Origin of the sequence: Nocardia sputorum (genome assembly GCF_027924405.1) — a bacterium.
Taxonomy (GTDB): domain Bacteria; phylum Actinomycetota; class Actinomycetes; order Mycobacteriales; family Mycobacteriaceae; genus Nocardia; species Nocardia sputorum.
On the sequence record NZ_AP026978.1, the window covers coordinates 5,030,628 to 5,051,613 of the forward strand.

Below are 20,986 nucleotides of genomic sequence, written 5' to 3' on the forward strand. Positions count from 1 at the left end.
GTCGACGGAGCCGGCCGATGCTGTCACGATGGCGCGGATGATTGTCAGGCTTGCGCGGGAGGACGACCTCGCCGGTTTCTCCGAACTGGCGGGTCAGGTCGAGCACTGGTTCGGCGCGGCCGCCGACGACGCCGAATTCCGTGCCGCCGTGCTGCGGCACGTGGAGCGGGGTACGGCGCTCGTCGCCCGGTCCGCGGGCGCGGAGGTGCTCGGCGGCCTCCTGTTCGGGCCGAAGCCGCCGATCTACCGGGTGCGCTGGCTGGTCGTCGCGGAACAAGCGCGCGGGCACGGCATCGGGCGGACCTTGATCGCGGACGCGATCCGCCGGTACGTCCCCGCCCCGGGCACGCTCGAAGTGGTCACCTTCGGTCCTGATCATCCCGGCGCGATCGCCAGCGGTGCGCGCGCGTTCTACCAGAGCATGGGTTTCCATCCCGCGGAAGACGCGGCTCCCGGTCCGGAAGGCGGTTCTCGGCAGGTCTATCGACGTCGCGTGTGAGGGCGGGTCAGCGCCGGCGGAACGCGCGCCAGAGGATGAACGCGAGGGTGGAGGCGGGAATAGCGGCGAGAATCGGCTTGTCGCGCAGCGTCTCCAGCAGTGTGCGGCCCGGACGGGTCACCGGTCCGGGGATGCCCGCGGCGCCGCGTTCGGCTGCCGCGGCGGCCTCCGCCTCGACCTGTTCGGCGCGCTCGGCGGCGCGTCGAACCGACTCCGATATCGGTGTCTCCCGCCGGTCGGCGTCCTCGGCCGACTGCCGTGCGGTGGATCCTGGCTCCGTGGTTGCTGCCGCGCCGGCGGAGACCGCTTCCGCAGCCGCGCTCTCCGGGGCCTGCTCGGAAACCACCGTCTCCGGCTCGCCGCCCGTACCGGCGGCACCGCCGAACTCCGCCGCCGCGTCTTCCGAGATCTGCGCCGAACTCACCGTCTCGGTCTTGCCGCCCGCAGCGGCCGACTCCGCCGCGCCCTCCGGACGCGAACTCACGGTCTCCGGCTTCCCCGCGGTACCACCGGCCTCCGCAGCCGCAGTCTCCGGGGCCTGTGCCGAAGTCACCGCTTCTGATTCGTCGTCCGCACCGGCACCGCGGAACTCCGCCCCCGCGTCTCGCGGATCCTGCTCCGAGGTCACCGTCTCGGGCTCCGGCGCGGCACCGACGGCGCCGCTGGCCTGCACGGCCGCGTCCTCGGGGACCTGTGCCGCACCGGGTGTGCCCGTGCCGTCGCCGCGGTCCTGGCCGGGCGTGTCCGCCGTGGGGTCCCCGTTCCGGCTCGTCCCGGCCGCACCGCTCACCGCGCCCGCCGCACCGTGGGACGGCTGCCCGATCCCGGAGGACCCACCGGCGGTGCCCGGCGCGTCGTCGGTCCCCTTGTCCGCGGGTTTGCGATCGTTCATGGCTGTCTCCTGTGCTCGGCGTCGCGGTGCGGGACGGACGTCTCGGATGCCGTCGCCGCCCGGATACCCTGCGGATGCACGGGCAAACCGGACCTCGGAGGCCGCCATTCCATCTCGAATTCCCGGCGCGGATCGCCCGGGGCGATCGGCCCACCACCCCCGTTCCGCACGAAGCCGTGGCGCAGGTACAGCCGCTCGGCGAAGGAATTGTGCTCGGCGAACTCCAAGCGGACGACGTCGTGCCCACCCGCGACCGCCCAGTCGAGCACCGCGCGGACCAGCCGGTCCGACACACCGGTCCCCCGCGCCCGCGGCGCTACCCACATCGAGATCAGATGCACGCCACCGCGTTCGGGGTCGGGCATGCCCGCGACCGTCCCCACCGCGTCACCGCCCGACTCGGCGACGAACTGCGCCCGATCCGACAGCGCGCGCCGCCAGTCGCTCTCGGTGCGGGCCTGCGCCTCGGCCAGGGTGGTGCCGAAGAACTGCGGAGCGTCGGTCAGCGCCGCGATCCGCACGTGCCGGAACAGCGCCCAGTCGTCGGGCACGAGCAATCTGATCGCGTGTGTCGAGACGTCCATCCGAATGTCTCTACCCGGTCGCCGGACTCCTGCATAACGGAAATAGGCGACGCGGTCGAGGACGGGAGGCGCTGACCACTCCCCCGGTCGGGGATCCTCGTGTCCTGGAACTCGGTGCGCAACCGCCGTGCCGCCTGCCGCCGGTCGCCATCACCGGGATCGGCGGCCGAGAGCACCTCGTCCAAGCGCAGCCCAGCTCGCCGATGTTCAGCTCGCTCATCGTGTTCAGGTAATCGCCCGGTACGTCGATCACCGTGAACCGGCGGGCCCCGTACTGCTTCCAGCCGTTGTCGGCGCTGTCGAACATGCTGCCGACGGTCTTGTTCGCCAGTCGGTACGCGACCGCCGCTCACCCGAGTCTGCGCAACCCGGCGAATTCCAGTCCGGCGAAAGTAGCGACCACCGCCGCGCCGACGAGCAGGAACGCCAGGCCGAGTCCGGTCAGCACGAGGATGTCCGATCCCGCCAGTCCTGTCATCCCCGCGGCCGACAGCACGTTGACCGCCACGACCACCTGCGCGTGGCGTGCGGGCACCTCGGGGCGCCGGGCGATCGTCAGTAACGCGAGCGCCCCACCGAGCATGACGACGCCGAACGCGATGCTCCAGCCGATCGGCAACCCGAGCGGGTCCCGCAGCAGTCCCGCTCCGGCGAGCAGCAGCCCGCCGAAGATTCCCGTGCTCCAGCCGTCCACGCGCAGCGCGGAGCGCAGGAACGCGGCGCCGTCGCGGCGGGCCAGGGTGGATCCCATGTCGTCCTCCAGTTCATCGATCTGCCGGAGCCCCGTCGGCTCCGGCACCAACCCTGCTGACCGAAAGTGGGCGTCTCAATAACCTCGGAGGTCATGGCGGCACCGCGCGATGGGGTGCTTAGCTGGTCGAATGACATCGGTGCGGACACCTTCGCGAGCGGGCATCCTGCTGCGCGAATGGCGGCAACGGCGCAGGCTCAGCCAGCTCGATCTGGCGCTGGCCGCCGACACCTCCGCGCGGCACCTGTCGTACCTGGAGACCGGCCGGGCCGCACCGAGCCGGGCGATGGTGCTGCGGCTGTGCGAGACGCTGGAGGTGCCGTTGCGCGAACGCAACACGGTGCTGGTCGCCGCCGGTTTCGCGCCCGCTTACCGGGAGAGCGGCCTGGACGACGCCCATCTCGCGTCGGTCCGCGCCGCACTGGACACCATGCTGACCGCGCACCAGCCGTATCCGGCGGTGGTGATCGATCGCCTGTGGAACGTAGTGGTGGGCAACCCGGCGATGAGCGTGCTGATGGACGGCGTTCCCGAGCACGTGCGCGCGCCGCGACCGAACGTGTACCGGCTGGTGCTGCATCCGGACGGGCTCTCGGCCCGGTTGGCCAACCTCGCTCAGGTGCGCGGACTGTTCCTGGAGCGGCTGGGCAGGCAGGTCGGCGCGAGCGGTGACGCGGAACTGGCCGCACTGTACGAGGAGGTGTCGGCCTACCCCCATCCAGCCGGAGCGGGCGGATCGGAAGCGGAGGCAGGCGCGCCGCCGAGCCCGTTCGAGGTGCCGATCCGGATCCGGACGCCGGTCGGCGAATTGTCGATGTTCAGCACGATGGCCACCTTCGGCGCGCCCGCCGACGTGACGCTGTCGGAGCTGGCCATCGAATTGTTCTACCCTTTGGACGACTTCACCGCGGCCGCGCTGCGCGAGGCGGCGGCCGCGGCGAACACGTGAGCGACGCTCAGGCGTCCAGCATGGTTTCGTCCCACTCGCGATCCAGGTCCGGGTCGGCGGCGGAGAGCACCTCGTCCAGGCGCAGGCCCAGCTCGCCGATGTTCGGCTCGCTCATCATGTTCAGGTGATCGCCCGGTACGTCGATCACCGTGAACCGGCGGGCCGCGTACTGCTTCCAGCCGTTGTCGGCGCTGTCGAACATGCTGCCGACGGTCTTGTGCGCCAGGTCGACGCCCGGCGGCAGCCCCTCGGTCGCGCGCAACAGCGTGATATCGCGGTCGTACGGCGCGAGCTTGTAGTCCAGCATCGCCGAGTAGTTGGCGTAGAACACCTCGTAGAGCCGCCGGATCGCCTGCGGCGAGCTGTCGGCGGGCAGGATGCCCGACCGCACCGACTCCGCCAGCATCGCCGCGAACAACTCCTCGGAATTGTGCACGTCGGGCTCGAAATCCACCAAGGCGGACCGGCTCCCGCGCGCGTACCACAGCAGCTCGAGGAAGAACCACCGGATGAGTTTCTCCTCCGGGATCGGCGTCCGCGTGCGAGCGCGCAGCGCCATCGTGTCCAGCAGCGTCACGCTGGATACCTCGTGCTCGGGAAGCTGCCGGGCCATCTCCAGGGCGACGTAGCCGCCGAACGACCAGCCCGCCAAGTGATACGGGCCGGTCGGATGAACCCGTCGTACGGCCTGCAAGTACGACTCGGCCATCGCCGGGATGGTCTTCTCCGGCGCGCTACCGGGATCCGCGCCCGCCGCCTGCAACCCGTACACCGGTCGATCGGGGTCCAGGTACCGCGCGAGAGTCAGGTAGCACAACACGTTTCCGCCGATCGGGTGCACCAGGAACACCGGCGGCTTGGCACCGCCCACGCTGATCGGCACCAGCGGGTCGAACGTGCGCCGGACGTCGCCCGCCCGCACCAGCGTGGCGAGCCCAGCGGCGGTCGGCGCGCCGATGAACGCGTCCAGCGGCACCTCGACGCCCCATCGGCGCGACAACGCCATCACCACGCGCATCGCGCCGATCGACGTGCCGCCCGCGGCGAAGAAGTCGTCGTCGACGCCGATCGCGCGCAGTCCCGCGTACTCGGCCAGCAGTTCGACCGCCGACCGCTCGTACTCGTCGGCGGGCTCGCGCCGCGCCGACACCGAATCCGTGGCGTCCTCCCCGTAATCGCGCAGCGTCGCGTCGTCGCGCTTGCCGCTGGGCGTGCGAGGCAGTTCGTCGAGCCAGACGAACCGGGTGGGCACCATGTGCGCGGGCAGCATCGAGCGCAGATCGTGCCGCAGCGCGGCCAGATCGGTCTGCTCGGCCGCGCCGACCAGGAACGCGATCAGCGAGCCGTCGATGCCGCCGAAACCGCGGGCCACCACGGCGGCCTCGGTGATGCCGGGGAACTTCTCGACCAGGCCCAGGATGCACAGTTCCACTTCGGCCGGCTCCACCCGGAAGCCGCGGATCTTGACCTGGCTGTCGCTGCGGCCGAGGCAGACGATGTCGCCGGAGAACAGCCGGACACCGAGGTCGCCGGTGCGGTAGCGGATGCCGCCCGCGTGCGTGGCGACGAACCGCTGTGCGGTGAGCGCGGGCCTGCCCTCGTAGCCGCGGGCGATGCTGCGGCCGCCGAGGTAGATCTCGCCGATCACGCCGTCCGGCACCGGCCGCAGGGCGCTGTCGAGCAGTTCGACGGTGTCGCCGTCGACGGCGCGGCCGATGGGCGGCAGCGCGGGGAACTCGTCGGCCGGACCCGTGAGCGTGAACTTGGTCGCGACATGGGATTCGGTGGGGCCGTACTGGTTCTCCAGCACCAGGCCCGGCACCACTTTGCAGAGCGCGCGGATCTCATCGGTGATGCGCAGCTGCTCGCCGGAGGAGATCAGCACCTTGAGCTCGGTCGGGAACATCCGCCGCCCCACGGCGGCCTCGGCGAACGCCTGCAAGGCCACATACGGCAGGAACAGTCGTTCGATGCCCTCCTCCACCACCGTGTGCAACAACTGCTCGACGTTCGAGCGCAGATCGGCCGAGCTCACGCGCAGGGTCGCCCCGGCCGCGAGGGTGGTGAAGATCTCCTGGAACGACACGTCGAAACTCAACGGCGCCAATTGCAGTGTGCTCAGCAGGCCGGTGCCGGTGACCGCGCGATTCTGCCACTCCACCAGGGAGGTCAAGCCGCGGTGCGGCATCGCGACGCCCTTGGGCTCCCCGGTCGACCCGGACGTGAACAGCACGTACGCCACCGCGTCGGGCGAGATGTGATCCGGCAGCGCGACCTCGGCGCCGGGCGCGGAGTCGTCGTAGAGCGCGGAGTCGTCGAAGAGCGCGGCACTGTCCAGCACCAAGGCGGCGTCGTCGACGATGTCGCGATAGGCGGTGTCGGCGATCACCCGGTGCGGGCGGGCGCGATCGATCATCAGATTCAGCCTGGCCCGCGGATAGCTGACGTCCAGCGGGACGCACGCGGCGCCGATCCTGGTCAGGGCGAGCACGAGCAGCACCAGCTGCGGGCGGCGCCCCATCAGGATGCCGACCCGGTCGCCCGGCGACACCCCGAGTCCCACCAGGCGCCGGGCCAGCCGATCGGAGCGCTCGATCATCTCGTCGTAGGTGACCGATTCGTCGTCACCGGCCAGGGCGACGCGGGCGGGGTTGAGCGCGGCCGCCTCGGCCACCAGCGTGCCCACGTCACGCGCGGTCGCGGGACCGACGCCACGGTCGATCGCCCCGTCGGGATCGGCGACTATGCCGGCCAGCATGCGCAACTGGGTCAGCGCCACGGTCTCGCACTGCTCGGCGGTCAGCGTGTGATCGCCGTCGACCCGCAACCACATCCGGCCGTCGCGCGGGTCGGTGGCCGCGGTCACCAGCAGCTGGAAGTTGGTCTCCTCCCGCGCGTCGAAGTCCAGCAGGCGCACCCCGTCCAGCACCAGCATGGGCTGGAAGACGTGATAGTTGACGAAGTTGAACGCCGTCTCGAAGACCGGCCCGCCGTCGGCCAGGATCGACCGCAGCGGGTAGCGGCGGAACGGGTAGGCCTCGCGCTCGCGCCGGGCGAGCTGCTCCACCGCGGCGCGCCAGGTGGTCGCGGTCCGGTCCAACCGGATCGGCAGCGTGTTGAGGAACAACCCGGCCACGCGTTCGGCGCCGGCCCGGTCCGGGCGGCCGTGGCTCACCACGCCGGTGGTGACGTCCGTGCGGCCGGTGAGCGCCCGCAGCGCCAGGCAGTGCGCGGCCAGATAGACCGATTTCTCCGGAACCTGGTGGCGCGTGGCGAACGCCGACACCCGTTCGGCCAGCGCGCGCGGCACCAGGGCCCGGGCCTGCGGCACGCCCGCGACCACCGGCTGGTGCACCCCCAGCGCGGTGAGCGCGGTGGGTTCGGCCCCGGCCAGCGCGGTCCGCCAGTACGCGCGGGCCGCGGGGTCGTGCGCCGCGCCCTGCTCGGCCTGCGCGTACTCGGCCAGCACGGTGGCCGGATGCGGGGTGGCCTCCACCTGGGTCCGGGTCATGCCGAGGTGGTTGAGGTAGTCCAGCAGCAGTTCCAGCACCGACGTGGCGACGCTCCAGCCGTCCAGGATGGCGTGGTGGAAGCTCAGCACCAGGTCCACCGTGCCGACCGGTTCCTGCGGGCCGGGGCGGACGAACGCCCGGATGGCGAACAGCGGGGCCACCGAGATGTCGTACTGGGCGTGGGTGCGCTCTTGGAGATAGATCTCGATCAGGTCCTCGCCGTCCGCCTCGTCCATCGCCCCCAGGTCGACGATCTCGAGCTCGTAGGGCGGCGCGACGTGCACGATCTGCAGCGGGACCGAATGCCTGCTCAGTTCGAACGACGAACGCAGCGCGGGTTGCCGCCGCACCAGCCGGTCCACTGCCTGCCGGAATTGCGCTGTATCCCAGGGGATTTCGAGCCGGTAGCGGAACGCGTCCTTGTAGGTGACCGAGTCGGTGCGTTCGATGCTGTGATACAGCATGCCCAGTTGCAGGGCCGTCGCCGGAAAGGCGTCCTCGGCTTGGTGCAATGCCGCCCGGTCGATCAGCGGCACCGTCTGCAGGGGCGCCGCGACGAGCTCACGGTCGTCGCGCCGGTCATCGCGCACGACGCGGGCCAGCTCGGCGATGGTCGGCGCCTGGTAGAAGGCGTCCACGTCGAAGTAGAGCCCCGCGCGTTCGGCGGCGGTGCGCACGGCCAGCGCGAGGATGGAATCGCCGCCGTGGGTGAAGAAGTTGTCGTGCACGCCGATCGACTCGACGCCGAGCACGGTTTGCCAGACCTGCGCGAGCCTGGCTTCGACAGCGGTTCGCGGTTCGCGGCCGACGACCGGCTCGGCGCCGTGGCCGAGCACGAGGTGTTCGGCGAGCGCGCGCCGGTCCAGCTTCCCGTTGCGGGTCAGTGGGATGCGGTCCACCCGGATCAACCGGGAGGGCACCATGTAGCGGGGCAGCCGGGCCGTGAGCTGCTCGGCGATCCGCTCGCCGGAGACGTCCTCCCCGACGAAGTAGCCGACCAGTTGCACGCCGTGTGCCTCTGAGACTTCGTCCACCACGGCCGCCGCGCGCACCCCGGCGCAGCCCAGCATCGCGTTCTGCACCTCGCCGAGGGTGATCCGGTTGCCGCGGATCTTCACCTGGTCGTCGAAGCGGCCCAGGTACTCGAGGTTGCCGTCCGGCAGCCACCGCGCCAGGTCGCCGGTGCGGTACCGGCGGCGTCCCGGCACCCCGCGATCGTCGACGAACGCCGCCGCGGTCAGCTCCGGCCTGCCGCGATAGCCGCGGGCCACGCCGACGCCCGCGATGTTCAGCTCCCCCGGCACGCCGACCGGCACCCGGCGTCCGATGTGGTCGAGCACGAGCAGGTCGATGTTGTCGATGGGGCGCCCGATCGGCACCACGTCGAGCGGTTCGTCGGCGGGGCAGTCGAAGTAGGAGACGTCGACGGTGGCCTCGGTCGGGCCGTAGAGGTTCACCAGCTGCGGCGCTGTCGCCCCGGCCGCGGCGAAGACCGCGTGGAACCGGCGCACCAGCGCCGGCGGTAGCGCCTCGCCGCTGCAGATCACCCGGCGCACGCTGCCGATCCGCGCGACCGTCGCCGGATCGGCCGCCAGCTCGTCGACGAACGCCGCCAGCATGGAGGGCACGAAATGCAGCACCGTCACGGCGTGCGCGGCGATCGCCTCGGCGATGCGACGCGGATCGCGCTCCCCGCCCGGTTCCAGCAGCGCCACCCGGGCGCCCGTGATCGCCCACCAGAACAGTTCCCACACCGACACGTCGAACGTGACCGGCGTCTTCTGCAGGATGACGTCCGCCTCGTGCAGGGGGTAGCGCCGCTGCATCCAGACAAGGCGGTTCACCACCGACCGATGCTCGATCATGACGCCTTTGGGCACGCCCGTGGAACCCGAGGTGTAGATGATGTAGCTGAGATCCGCTGGATGCGAGACGTTTTCGATCCCGCGCGCCGGGACGGTGTCGGCGACCGCGATCCTGGTGACGCCCAGCTCGTCGAAGACCGCCCGATGCCGCTCCCCCGCCACGACGAAGCGAGCCCCGCAATCGGCGAGCACTGTCTCGATGCGGGCGGCCGGGAAGTCCGGGTCGAGCGGCACGTAGGCGCAACCGGCCCGCAACACACCGAAGATCGCGACGAGCATCTCGGTCGAGCGGGCCAGCACCACCGGCACGCATTCGTTGCCGGTCGCGCCCAGCGCGCGCAGCCTCGCGGCGAATCCGTCCGCCAGCGCGGACAATTGGGCGTATCGCAGCGGTTCTTCCCCCGACCCGGCGACCGGTTCGATCGCGATGCGTTCCGGATGCCGGGCGGCCACCTCGGCGACCAGCCGGTCGAGGGTGGTGTACGGGAAGTCCTCGCGCGGACCGGATTCGAACGCCGCGATGGCCGCCCGCTCGCGCGCGGGCATCAGCGGCAGCGCCGAGATCGGCTCCTCGGGCCGGTCCAGCGCCGCCACCAGCAGGGCGCCGATGCCGCGCACGACCGACTCCAAGGGGAAATTCTCGTCGAAGACGTCCCGGTCGTAATAGAGCTGAAGGTTCAGCGAGCCGTCGCGCGCGTGCTCGACGCCGAGGATGTTCAGCGCCTCGAGTACCGTGCCCGGATTGACGATGTCCAGGGTGCCGAGGATCTTGTCTAGGTGATCCGACGGCGGCATCTTGATGTAGGAGTACGCCACGTCGAACAGCGGGGGCGCCGTCGGGTCGCTGCTGAGCGCGCGGGCCAGGTCACCGTAAGGAAAACGCTCGTAGCGCTTGAGTTCCCGGATCTGCGCGGCGACCTCGGTGGCGACCGCCGACAGCGGTCGGGCGGGGTCGACGCGGATGCGCAGGGGCACCACGTTCGTGCGGTGCCCGGAGGTGCGGAAGGTCTCCGGGCTGTGCCGGTTGAGCATCGGGACCCCGATCACCACCTCCTCGGAGCGGTGGATGGTGGTCAGGTAGGCGGCCAGCGCCGAAACGGTGAACGCGAAGACGGAGAAGCCGGTGGCTCGGATGCGGTCCAAGAACGCCGGTTCCACGACCACGCGCTGCCGTCCCCGGTTGACGTCGGGCGTGCTCGCCCGGCCGGAGAACAGGGCGGGGACCACGCCTTCGAAGCGGCGCACCAGCGCGTCGCGATCGGCCACCCACTGCGCGGAGGACAGGTATTCCTCGTGCTCGGCGGCGATCTTGCGGTAGGTCGCGGCGCCGCGGTCGGTCTGCTCGGTCACCGGATCCGGCTCGGCGAGTTCTTCGAGCGACAGGTCCGTGCGACCGTAGGTGTCCACCAGGGCGCTCCACAGCGCGTTCACGCCCCAGCCGTCGATCATGGCGTGGTGCATCGCCACGTACAGGTGGAAGTGGTCGGGCCCGTCGACCAGCGCGGCGATCCGGAACGGCTGCCGCGGCGGCGACGGCGTCACGTTGGCCCGGTTCACCCAGTCGCGACGGGCCGCGGCGGGATCCGACGCCCAGCTGAGATCGACCAGCTCGACCTCGGGTAGCTCGTCGGAGACCCACTGCCAGAAACGACCCTCGGAGAACTCGAATCGCAGGCGCAGCGCGTCATCGGCGAGCAGGGCCCGGCGCACCACCGCCCGCAACCGGGCCATATCGAAAGGCTCGTCCAGAAACGCGCAGTAGGCGTTTCGGGTGACCGGCGCCGGGGCATACCGGTAGGCGACGGACAGCACATCGCGCTGGTACGCGCTGACCGGCCAGGCTTCGGGGGGTCTCTCGGAAGTAGCACTCGGTTCGAATGTCACAGTCACTCCTATCGCGACAGTCGCGGCACCGGCCGTGCGCGGATCTAACCAAGCCCACCCTGATCGCTGACACGCAAAGCTGCTACCACACTTATCCAGTTATCGATATCGCGAATCACGGCATCGGCTGTGCCGATGCCGCGACTCTGCTGTTGTATCGCGGTGTATGCGGGCCGGTCAGCAGGCCGACAGCAGCGCGCGCACGCTTTCGTCGGCGAGCCGATCGGCTCGTTCGCGCGAGACCGCGGGCTCGACGTAGCCGATGTTGAGCGACAGCTCGTTGTGCGTCGCGTTGGCGGTGGCCATGATGAAGCCGCTGACGGACATGCCGGAGACGAATTGCGCGCCTTCCAGCTGCCAGGCGCCGATCTTGTCCGGGAAGGGGTAGCTGCCCAGGTAGGTCATGCAGAGATGACCCGGGCCGCGGGTGTCCATGAGCTTCACCGTGGACGCGCTGGCGGCCACCGACTTCGGCGCGGCCACCTTCAGTAGGTTCAGCGCGGACAAGTGATCACGTCGTTGCATCCGCGCGCCGTATTCGCGCTCGATCTCCGCGGCGATCTCCCACAGCGAGGCCCACGGCGCGTACTTCGCCGGGGTGGCGATCATGCCCTGATAGGTGCCGACCTCGGTGTCACCGGCGGCGCCGTCGAGGTGGTCGCGGAAGTTGACCGAGCTGCCGACGGTGTACCAGGTCGCCTTCTCGGTGCCGGCCTCCCTGGCCGCCGCGATCAGCAGCGCGGCCGACAGCGCAGCCTGCAGGCCGACGCCGTGGCGGTCGCATCCCGCGGTGAGCGCCTCGAGCTGGTCGCCGTCGAGGCTGCGGTGCACCACCCGGCTGCGCCGCTGCGCGGGCGGCGCGAGCGTGGTCGGCTCCAGCCTGCGCGGTTTGCGCAGCTGCGACTTCTGGTCGCGCAGAAATGAACTCGCGGTGCGCAGCGCACCGCCGGCACCTTGGAAGCGCGGCGGGAACAGCTCCTCCGGGCCCGGCCGGACCGGCGCGGGCGCGAAGTCGCCCCCTTCCCCGGCGGCCACTTGGAGCACCTGCTTGGCCACCGACAGCGCGCTCTCGCCGTCGGCGATGGCGTAGTGCAGCGTGACGATCAGCTCGTTGGTGCCGTCGGTCTCCTTGATCAGCACCGCCCTGGCCAGCGGGCCGGTGCGCCAGTCGAACGGCTCACGCAATTCCACCTCGTCGGCCTCGGCCAGCCAGTTCGTGCTGTCCTCGGATTCGATCACCCGCAGCGGGATCGGCGCCTGTACCGGCACGAATCGCGGTGCGGTGCCGTCCGGTTCGGCGGCGACGGCGACCCGCAGGAGCGGATGTCGGCGCTGCACCTCGTCCAAGCCCGCGCGAATCCGCTCGACCTCGACGTGTCCGCGGATTCGCACGCGCGACAGGATGTGCAGCGGCGCCAGCTGATCGGCGATCCAGTGCCAGCGCTCGACCGGCGAGAGTGGACGCGGCAGCCGCGCGGTCGGCCCGTCCGGCGCCGGGAAGGACATCGGCTTGCCGAGTTCCCGCAGGAAGAATTCGGTAGGCGCGTGCCGGAAATAGGTGTCGCGCACCCGCACCAAGCGCGGATCGGTGGTCTGTTCGATCTTGGCCAGCGAGGCCGAACCGTTGACGAACATGGCGGTGCGGTCGGCACGCAGCTTCTCGTAACGACGCAGCCCGGCAACCGGATCCAGGGCGTTGCGCAGCACACTGGCCAGCACGACCGCGTCCTCGATGGCGGCGTTGGCGCCCTGGCCGAGGCTGGGCAGCATCGGGTGCGCCGCGTCGCCGAGCAGCGTCACCCGGCCGCGACCCCACTGCGCGAGCGGCGGCCGATCCTGCGCGGGCACGGCCAGGATCGCCGATTCGTCGGTCTGCTCGATGCAGGCGCGCACCTCCGGCGCCCATCCGGCGTACAGGCGCAGCAGGTCTTCCTTGCCGCCCTGCCAGTTCGCGGCCTCGTCGGCGGGCAAGGTCTTGGTGCCCCACCAGTAGACCCGGCCGTGGCCGATGTCGTGGATGCCGAAACGCATTCCGGTGCCCCAGAAGTGCGCCGACAGGCCGCGGGCGACGTTGCGGTGCTCGAACGGGATGCAGGCCAGCCAGCACACGAAATTGCCGGGGCGCGGCTCGGCGCGGCCGTGCAATTGGGCGCGCACCATCGAGTGGATGCCGTCGGCGCCGACGAGCAGGTCACCCTCGGCGACCCGGCCGTCGGCGAACTCGACGCGCACGTGCTCGCCGTCGTCGACGAAGCGGGTGGCTTGCGCGCCGACGAAAGTCGGCGTATCACCGATCGCGCTCAACAGCACGTCGTGCAGGTCGGTGCGGTGCAGCGCCACGGCGGGCGCGCCGAGCTGGGCGTCGAGCCGATGCACCGGGAGCACCCGGATCGGGCTGCCGTCGGGGTTGCAGAAACGGAAGGTCTCGACCCGGCCGCCGCGCTCGAGCAGTTGCTCGTCGAGCCCGAGGCCGAGGGTGCGCAGCGCGTTGATGCCGTTGGCCTGCACGGAAAGTCCGAAGCCCTGCGCCCGCAGTTCCGGACCGGCTTCATATAGTTCGACGCCGAAACCCGCATGCCGCAAGGCGGCCGCGGTGGTGAGTCCTCCGATCCCCGCCCCGAGAACGACAACCTTGATCGGACTGCTCATCGAACCTGCACTCTCATCGAACCACTCGACGGCACAGGTGCTTTCTGCCGCGACGCGGCCCACGGGCCACACTGCCCGCGCGAAACCATCCCAGCGAGCAGCGCTGACCGAGGTCACTGCGTCGACCCCGGCCAAGCAGGCCCCTGGGACGCCTGTGCCTGACCGACGGGAAGCCTACCGCTACTCGGCGCGCAAGGCAGAGTTGAAGTGAGATTCACCGCATCGCGCGAATGTGAAACGCAAATGTGTTGCAATGGGGCATAATTCGCCCTCCGCGCACCGCGTTCGCCCTCGATTCCGGTGCGGCGGAGGGCGTCAGAGGTAGGACGTGTCGTTCACCAGGCGCACCGAAGACCCACCGTCGGGATAGAACTCCGCTATCGATAGCGACGCCAGATCCAGATGCAACCGGTACAACAGCGACGGGCCGGCATCGAGGGCCAGCCGCAGCAGCGTCTTGATCGGGGTCACATGACTGACCACCACCACATTGGCGCCGGGATACCGCTCGACGAGATCGCGCAGAGCCGCGTCCACCCGCGCGAGGACCTGCTCGAAGCTCTCCCCGCCGGGCGCGGCGACGGTGGGATCACCGATCCAGCGGGCGTGCAGGCCGGGATCGCGTTGCGCGGCCTCGGCGAAGGTCAGGCCCTCCCACGCGCCGAAGTCGGTCTCGATCAACCCGTCGTGGATCTCCACCGGGACCTCGAGCGCGCCGGCAGCCGCCTCGGCGGTCTCCCGGGCACGGCCGAGCGGCGAGCTGACCACCGCGGCGATGCCGCCCTTGGCGGCCAGCATTTTCGCGGCGCGGGCGGCCTGTTCCCGCCCGAGCGGGGTGAGCGGCGGATTGCCGCGACCGGAATAGCGGCGCTGCACCGACAACTCGGTCTGGCCGTGGCGAAGCAGCAGCAACCGGGTGGGACGACCGGTGGCCCGGGTCCAGCCCGGACCGTGCTGCGCCGGGGCGGCCTGCTCGGCGTGCACGTCCCTGACTTCATCGATCCAGCTCGGCAGGTCGCGCTCGGTGACCGCGAGGGCCGGATCGGCGGCCTCGGCGGTGCGCGCGTCCGCGGCCGCCGCGCGGTTCTCGGCGACGCCGCTTCCCTCGTCCATGGCCTCGTTGGCCAGCCGGTCGGCGTGCGAGTTCTGCGCGCGCGGAATCCAGCCGTAGCTGACCCGGGTGAATCCGGCGGCGAGCCTGCGGGCCTGGTCGGCGAGCGGAATCAAGGACGCGTGCTTGATCTTCCAGCGCCCGGACATCTGCTCGACGACCAGCTTGGAGTCCATGCGCACGACGACCGACTCGGCGCCCAGTTCGGCCGCCGCCGCCAACCCCGCGATCAAACCGCGATATTCGGCGACGTTGTTGGTGGCCACGCCGAGGAACTCCCGGCGCTCGGCGAGCACCCGGGCGTGGTCGGCGTCGTAGACCACGGCTCCGTAACCGGCCGGGCCGGGATTGCCACGGGAACCGCCGTCGGCTTCGACGATCACCTCGGGCACTCTCATCGCGATCGCCCGGCAACCGGTCGCGACGAACTCACAGCCCCGATTCCTTGGTCCGGACCAGGATCGCGCCGCACTCCGGGCAGCGCACGACCACGTCCGGCGCCGTCTTGGCGATGCGCGCGATCTCGCCGCGATCGAGTTCGATCCGGCACGCGCCACAGCGGCGAGCCTGCAACAGCGCCGCGCCCGCGCCGTGCTGTATGCGCTGCCGGTCGTAGATGGCGAGCAGCTCGCCGGGAACCTTCGCCACCATGCCCGCGCGATCGGTCTCGCAGCGCGTCTGCGCCACGTCCAGATCCGCGAGCGCCTCGTCGCGCTGCCGCCGGGCGGCGGCGAGTTCGTCCTCGGTCTTGCTCAACCGCGCGCCCGCGTGCTCGTAGTCGGCGGCGGAGGCCTCCCGCCGCTCCATCACCTCGAGCAGCTCGTCCTCCAGTACGGAGCGGCGCCGCTGCAGACTGCCCAGCTCGTGCTGGAGCTCCGAAAGCTGTTTGGCGTTCACCGTTCCCGCGGTGAGCATGGCCTGGTCGCGCTCCTCGCGCTTGCGCACCGCCTCGACCTCGCCCTCCAGCTTGCGGATGTCGCGGTCGAGGTCGTCCAGCACGATCTGCACGGCCACCGCGGCGTCGGAGTGCGCGTTGCGCTCGGCTTCCAGCCGCGCCACCTCCTGCTGCTCGGGCAGCACGGTGCGACGGTGCGCGATCCGGGTCAGCTCGGCGTCGACGGCGGCGAGCCGCAGCAGCTCGGCCTGGATCGGGGGTTCGACATTCAACGCGGACAAACTCCTGGGCGGGGTGGACGGGACCGAAGTTCCACCGTACCGCGCCGGATCGGCGAACCGGCGTCAGCCGCCGACGGGGCGAGTTTTGATGGCGTCGCGGGAGATGTAGACGTCGTACTCGCCGGGCACCGCGATCACCGCGTTGCCGTAGGCGGAGCGCACGAACGGCTGGGTCCACCAGCGGCCCTCGCGCATGTCGGCGAAGAAGTCGCTGTCGCCGTCGTTGAGGAAGATCTGGTTCTGCCGGGTCGCGACGCCGTCGAGGCGCTGGCCGTACAGGCGGCTGATCCGGTAGCCGGAATGGAAGCCGAGGGCGTTGACCCACGGCTCCAGCTCCACGATGCCCGCTTGCAGCACCCACATGTCACCTTCGACCCGGTAGGTCCGGCGCTGCTCGGGGTGATCGTCGTCGCCGTACAGGACGAGGTCGACGTCCATCTGGTGTTCCTGCCCCGCCACCGGCTTGGCCACCACGTGCGCCGCCTTGATCTCGCCGGTCAGTCCGAGGTAGGTCTGCAGCAGGGTCGCGATCCACAGCAGCACCGCCGCGACCAGCAGCAGCGCGAGCCCGCCCGACCCGCGCGCGAGCAGCGGCCGCATCCCCACCCGGCGCCACGCGACCAAACCGGAGACGATCAGCGCCACACCGACGACCAGCAGCAGGATCAGCCCGATCTGCACGAGCCCGAAGTCAACCGGGAAGTTCATGCGGTAGTTGTACCCCGCACGAACTACTCGATTCACGCAATCCGCCCAACCCGTCCCGGCTCGGCGCGGACACGCCCCGACACGCCGCTACCACTCCGTCGGCGCGCCAACGGTTTCGGGCGCTCAGCCGGTGCCGCGCACCGTCCACGGGTCGGTGCGCAACGTGGACACCCTGGTCTCCAGGCCGGGCAGGGCGCTGCGCACGACCGCTTCGGCCTGCGCGCACCAAGGGAATTCGGTGGCCCAGTGCGCGGCGTCGACCAACGCGGGACCGCCCTTGCGCAGGTGCTCGTCGACCGGATGGTGGCGCAGATCGGACGTGACGTACACGTCGACGCCGAGCGCGGTGGCCCGGCTCAGGTAGGAGTCGCCCGCGCCGCCGCAGACGGCGACGGTGTAGACGGAGCGGTCCGGGTCACCAGCGGCGCGCACGCCCCATGCCGTGGGCGGAAGCGCGCGCGCCACGCGATCGGTGAAGGCGCGCAACGATTCCGGTTCCGGCAGGGTGCCGACCCGGCCGAGGCCCAGAGACGACGGCAGCTGGGCGCGTTCACCGATGTGGTAGACCGGGTCCTCGCCGGGATGCGCGGCGCGCAGCGCGGCGAGCACGGCGGAACGGGCCGACGAGGGGGCGGCGACCTCCACCCGCTCCTCCTCGGCGTACTGGAGTTCGCCCAAGGTCTCTTGCACGGGCGAGCCTTCGGTCGTCGGGCGGGACTGCGCCTTGGCCGGTACCAGCACCGCGCAGTCGCAGTGGTCCACTCGTCGGCCCGCACCCGCGGCGAAGAGCGCGGCGAGCACCGCGTCGGTGTGCGTGCTCGGCACTTGTATCACCCAGTTGTCCACAGCCGATTCGGGTTTCGCATCCAGCGGGCCGGTGACCGTCAGTCCGAGGGCGGCCGCGAGTGCGTCGGAGACACCCGGGGCGGCGGAGTCGGCGTTGGTGTGCGCGGTGAACAGCGCGCAACCGGAACGGATCAGCCGATGCACCAGTGCGCCTTTCGGCGTGCTCGCCGCGACGGTGTCGACGCCGCGCAGCAGCAGCGGGTGGTGCACCACCAGGGCCTGCGCGCGCCAGTCGATCGCCTCCTCGACGACCGCGGCGGTCGCGTCGACGGCGAACAGCACCCGGGTCAGCTCCTCGGCCGGGTCACCACAGACCAGGCCGACCGAGTCCCACGGCTCGGCCAGCGTGGGCGGGTAGGCCGCGTCGAGCACCCCGATGAGATCCGCGAGCGTGGTCATCGTCCACCTTCCTTTGCTTCGATCCCGACATCTGCCGACCGGATCGCCTCCACCAGCAAATCGACCTCCGCCGCACCGCGGACCGCGACGCGCAGATGGTCCGGGCCGAGGCCGGGGAAGGTGTCCGCGCGCCGGACCGCGATTCCCGCCGCGGCCAAGTGCTTGCGCAGCAGTTCGCCGTCCGGGACGCGCAGGAGCAGGAACGGCCCCTCGGCCGGAGTGTGGACGGCGATGCCGAGGCCGGTCAGGCGCTCGATCATCGCGGCGCGATGCACGGCGAGCGTGCGCGCGCAGCGCTCGGACTCGGTCACGGCCGCCGGGCTCGCGGTGGCGGTGATCGCCTCCAGTTGCAGCGTGCCCAGCGCCCAGTGCGGCCGCCCTGCGCCGAGGCGCGCGAGAACGTCCGGTGCTCCCAGGAAATAGCCGCAGCGCAGGCCCGCCAGCGCCCAGGTCTTGGTGAGGCTGCGCAGAACGAGCAGGTCGGGCGCGGGGTCGGCGGCGAGGGATTCCGGCTCGCCCGCGACCGCGTCGGCGAAGGCTTCGTCGACCACGATGACGCGGCCCGGCCTGCGCAGGGCGCGGATCGTGTCGGCCGGGTGCAGCACCGAGGTCGGGTTGGTCGGGTTGCCGAGCACCACCAGGTCGGCTTCGGGGGGCACCGCGCCGGGATCCAGGCGGTAGGGCGATTCCAGAACGACCCGGGTGACGGGGACGCCGGCCTCCCGCAACACGAGTTCCGGCTCGGTGAACGACGGGTGCAGCACCGCGGCCGAACGTGGCGCGAGACGGGGCAGCAGCGCGAAACCTTCGGCCGCCCCTGCCAGCAGCAACACCTCATCCGGGACACGGCCGTGCCGGGCCGCGACCGCCCGGCGCGCGGCCTCGGCGTCCTCGGCGCTGGGATAGCGGCCCAGATCGGACAGCCGCCCGGCCAGGCGCAGGCGCAGCCACTTCGGTGGCGCCGTCCCTTGGACGTTCACCGCGAAATCGAGCATGCCCGGGCGCGCGTCCACGTCGCCGTGGTGACGCAGTTTCGCGCGATCGACGGTGTCCTCGGCCACGAGATCACACCCTACGTGGCGCTGCGGGAGCGGGACCGGCCAGAATGGCAGGCGTGGGTCAGCTGCACGTCTCGTTCGTCTGTACCGGCAACATCTGCCGCTCTCCGATGGCGGAAAAGATCTTCGCCTCGCACCTCTACCGGGCCGGGCTCGCCAACCGGGTGCGGGTGAGCAGCGCGGGCACCGGGTCGTGGCACGTCGGCGACGACGCCGACCCGCGGACCTGCGCGACCCTGCGCAAGTACGGATACCCGACCGGCCACGTCGCCGCCGTGTTCGGGGCCGAGCACAGCGACGCGGATCTGGTGATCGCCTTGGACCGCTCGCACCAGCGCGACCTGGCCCGGCTCGGCATCCCGGCCGAGCGACTGCGGTTGCTGCGTGCCTTCGACCCCGACGCCGACGGCCAAGACGTGGCCGACCCCTACTACGGCGACGCGACGGACTTCGAACTCGTGCGCGCGCAGATCGAGGCCGCCGTGCCCGGCCTGCTCGACTGGGTGCGCGCCGAATTGGCCGCCGCCGAACCGCCCGATCCGCGCCTCGTCTCCGACGAGCGATCCTGATGCGCAGGCTCGCCTTCCTGCTGCGCCCCAGCTGGCTGATCCTGGCGGTGCTGGTCGCCGCGTTCGCCTACCTGTGCTTCACCGTGCTCGCGCCGTGGCAGCTCGGCAAGAACACGGCCACCTCGCACCGCAACCAGTTGATCGCCGACTCGGTGAAGGCCGAGCCCGTGGACGTCACCACCGTGCTCTCCGGAACCGGCGAGCACACCGAGTGGCGGCGCGTCACCGCCTCCGGCAGCTACCTGCCGGACTCCACGGTGCTGGTGCGGCTGCGCCACCTCGACGGCGCTCCCGGGTACGCGGTGCTCGCGACGTTCCGGCTGGACGACGGCCGCGTGCTGCTCGTCGACCGCGGACTGGTGTCGGCGGTCGACGGCACCCGCCCGCCCCAGGTCCCCGAGCCGCCCGCGGGACCGCAGCGCATCGAGGCCAGGGTCCGGATGTCCGAGGGCGTCACGCCCGGCAAGGACCCGAGCGTCCAGGACGGCTATCGCCAGGTGTACTCCATCGACACCGCCCAGGAATCGACGGTTCTGCGACAACCCCTCACCGCCGTTCCCACCGGCGGCGAACGCGGCGGCTACCTGCAGCTGAGCGAGAGCCAACCGGGCGCGTTCACCCCGACTCCGCTCCCCCAGCTGGACGCGGGCCCCTACCTGTCCTACGGCCTGCAATGGCTGGCCTTCGGCATCATGGCTCCGCTCGGCCTCGGCTACTTCGTCTACGCGGAGATCCGCGAACGACGGAAGGAGAAAGGCTCCGCCGCCGAGCCGGTAGGCGCGCCCTCCCCCACCGAACGGCCGCGATCCGAGCCGGTTTCCTCGACCACTCCGCCCGCACCCGCCGCGCCGACCACGGAAGCCCGCCTCGCCGACCGCTACGGCCGCGGCCGCGGGTGAGCACCCCCGATTCGGCGTTCGTCGAGTCAGGACCGATTCGGCCCCAGTAGGTCCCACCGGTTACCCGCGATGTCGAGGAAGACCGCCACCCGCCCGTACGGCTCGTCGCGGGGCGCGCGCACGAACTCGACGCCGCGCGCGACCATCCGGTCGTACGCCGAGTGGAAGTCCTCGACCTGTAAGAAGAAGCCGACCCGGCCCGCGACCTGCTGCCCGATCACCGCGGTTTGCGCCGCACCGTCGGCCCGGGCGAGCAGGATGCCCGATTCGGCGCCGGGCGGGCGCACCACCACCCACCGTTTCGCGCGACCGTCGTCGGTGAGCGCCGCCGAGTCCTCGACCAGCTCGAATCCCAGTGAATCGACAAAGAAGGCGATCGCGGGGTCGTACTCCGCCACGACGATGGTCATCAGTCCGATCCGCATCGCGGAAGCCTATCCGGATCAGCACGCGGGCTTGCGAGGCCGACGGCACTCGCGCCGGTCCCTGGGAGCCGTCCAGGTGCTCTACCCGCGTGCCATGTCTACGGCGTGCCGCGCGGCATGGGCGGGCTGTCTCCGCGGACGACCGGCGAGCGAACCGACAGCGCGTTGGGAGCGTGTGTCGTGCGGTCGCGCGACCGGGCCCGCCGTATG

At 71.2% G+C, this 20,986-nt stretch carries 15 protein-coding genes; 4 read left to right on the forward strand and 11 right to left on the reverse strand.

What is annotated here, in order from left to right:
- The first annotated feature begins 37 nt into the window (after positions 1-37).
- The gene (locus QMG86_RS22740; protein ID WP_281874704.1) at positions 38-499 is read left to right on the forward strand and encodes a GNAT family N-acetyltransferase; all 462 of its coding nucleotides are present in this window, start codon (positions 38-40) and stop codon (positions 497-499) included.
- 7 nt (positions 500-506) lie between these two features.
- Here the strand turns inward: QMG86_RS22740 and QMG86_RS22745 are convergent, their stop codons facing one another.
- The 3 genes from QMG86_RS22745 to QMG86_RS22755 all read right to left on the reverse strand — a co-directional run bounded on the left by QMG86_RS22745 (position 507) and on the right by QMG86_RS22755 (position 2,774).
- Positions 507-1,391: a hypothetical protein gene (locus QMG86_RS22745; RefSeq protein WP_281874705.1), complete on the reverse strand. Its 885-nt coding sequence runs from the start codon at positions 1,389-1,391 to the stop codon at positions 507-509.
- Positions 1,388-1,975, reverse strand: coding sequence for a GNAT family N-acetyltransferase (locus QMG86_RS22750; RefSeq protein ID WP_281874706.1), 588 nt, complete (start codon positions 1,973-1,975; stop codon positions 1,388-1,390). Before QMG86_RS22750 ends, QMG86_RS22745 begins: the two co-directional genes overlap by 4 nt.
- A gap of 349 nt (positions 1,976-2,324) precedes the next feature.
- On the reverse strand, positions 2,325-2,774 hold the full coding sequence (locus QMG86_RS22755) for a hypothetical protein (protein ID WP_281874707.1): 450 nt from the start codon (positions 2,772-2,774) through the stop codon (positions 2,325-2,327).
- Positions 2,775-2,856: 82 nt separating this feature from the next.
- Between QMG86_RS22755 and QMG86_RS22760 the strand changes: the two genes are divergently transcribed.
- Positions 2,857-3,675, forward strand: a complete 819-nt coding sequence (locus tag QMG86_RS22760) for a helix-turn-helix domain-containing protein (protein ID WP_281874709.1) — start codon at positions 2,857-2,859, stop codon at positions 3,673-3,675.
- A 7-nt stretch (positions 3,676-3,682) separates the two neighbouring features.
- Here QMG86_RS22760 and QMG86_RS22765 read toward each other — a convergent pair whose 3' ends face one another.
- The 7 genes from QMG86_RS22765 to cobC form a co-directional block, all read right to left on the reverse strand.
- Positions 3,683-10,936 carry an amino acid adenylation domain-containing protein gene (locus QMG86_RS22765; RefSeq protein WP_281874710.1) on the reverse strand — a complete coding sequence of 2,418 codons (7,254 nt, stop codon included), beginning with the start codon at positions 10,934-10,936 and terminating at the stop codon, positions 3,683-3,685.
- Between the two features lie 177 nt (positions 10,937-11,113).
- Positions 11,114-13,585: an FAD-dependent monooxygenase gene (locus tag QMG86_RS22770; RefSeq protein WP_281874711.1), complete on the reverse strand. Its 2,472-nt coding sequence runs from the start codon at positions 13,583-13,585 to the stop codon at positions 11,114-11,116.
- 315 nt (positions 13,586-13,900) lie between these two features.
- Positions 13,901-15,088 (reverse strand): bifunctional RNase H/acid phosphatase, encoded by a 1,188-nt coding sequence (locus tag QMG86_RS22775; protein WP_281881090.1) that lies wholly within the window; start codon positions 15,086-15,088, stop codon positions 13,901-13,903.
- Positions 15,089-15,125: 37 nt separating this feature from the next.
- On the reverse strand, positions 15,126-15,863 hold the full coding sequence (locus QMG86_RS22780; protein WP_281874712.1) for a zinc ribbon domain-containing protein: 738 nt from the start codon (positions 15,861-15,863) through the stop codon (positions 15,126-15,128).
- Positions 15,864-15,935: 72 nt separating this feature from the next.
- Positions 15,936-16,580 (reverse strand): hypothetical protein, encoded by a 645-nt coding sequence (locus tag QMG86_RS22785; RefSeq protein ID WP_281874713.1) that lies wholly within the window; start codon positions 16,578-16,580, stop codon positions 15,936-15,938.
- Between the two features lie 123 nt (positions 16,581-16,703).
- Complete coding sequence (locus QMG86_RS22790) at positions 16,704-17,825, reverse strand: Nif3-like dinuclear metal center hexameric protein (protein ID WP_281874714.1); 1,122 nt, start codon at positions 17,823-17,825, stop codon at positions 16,704-16,706.
- Positions 17,822-18,886, reverse strand: a complete 1,065-nt coding sequence (gene cobC / locus QMG86_RS22795; RefSeq protein ID WP_281874715.1) for an Rv2231c family histidinol phosphate aminotransferase CobC — start codon at positions 18,884-18,886, stop codon at positions 17,822-17,824. Before cobC ends, QMG86_RS22790 begins: the two co-directional genes overlap by 4 nt.
- Positions 18,887-18,930: 44 nt before the next feature.
- On the opposite strand from cobC, the gene QMG86_RS22800 reads away from it, so the two are divergent.
- Together QMG86_RS22800 and QMG86_RS22805 are read left to right on the forward strand one after the other, a co-directional pair.
- Positions 18,931-19,452, forward strand: coding sequence for a low molecular weight protein-tyrosine-phosphatase (locus QMG86_RS22800; protein ID WP_281874716.1), 522 nt, complete (start codon positions 18,931-18,933; stop codon positions 19,450-19,452).
- A complete protein-coding gene (locus QMG86_RS22805) occupies positions 19,452-20,351 on the forward strand; it encodes an SURF1 family cytochrome oxidase biogenesis protein (RefSeq protein WP_281874717.1) in 900 nt (299 codons plus the stop codon). Before QMG86_RS22800 ends, QMG86_RS22805 begins: the two co-directional genes overlap by 1 nt.
- Positions 20,352-20,377: 26 nt before the next feature.
- Here QMG86_RS22805 and QMG86_RS22810 read toward each other — a convergent pair whose 3' ends face one another.
- Positions 20,378-20,776 (reverse strand): VOC family protein, encoded by a 399-nt coding sequence (locus tag QMG86_RS22810; RefSeq protein WP_281874718.1) that lies wholly within the window; start codon positions 20,774-20,776, stop codon positions 20,378-20,380.
- Positions 20,777-20,986: the final 210 nt, after the last annotated feature.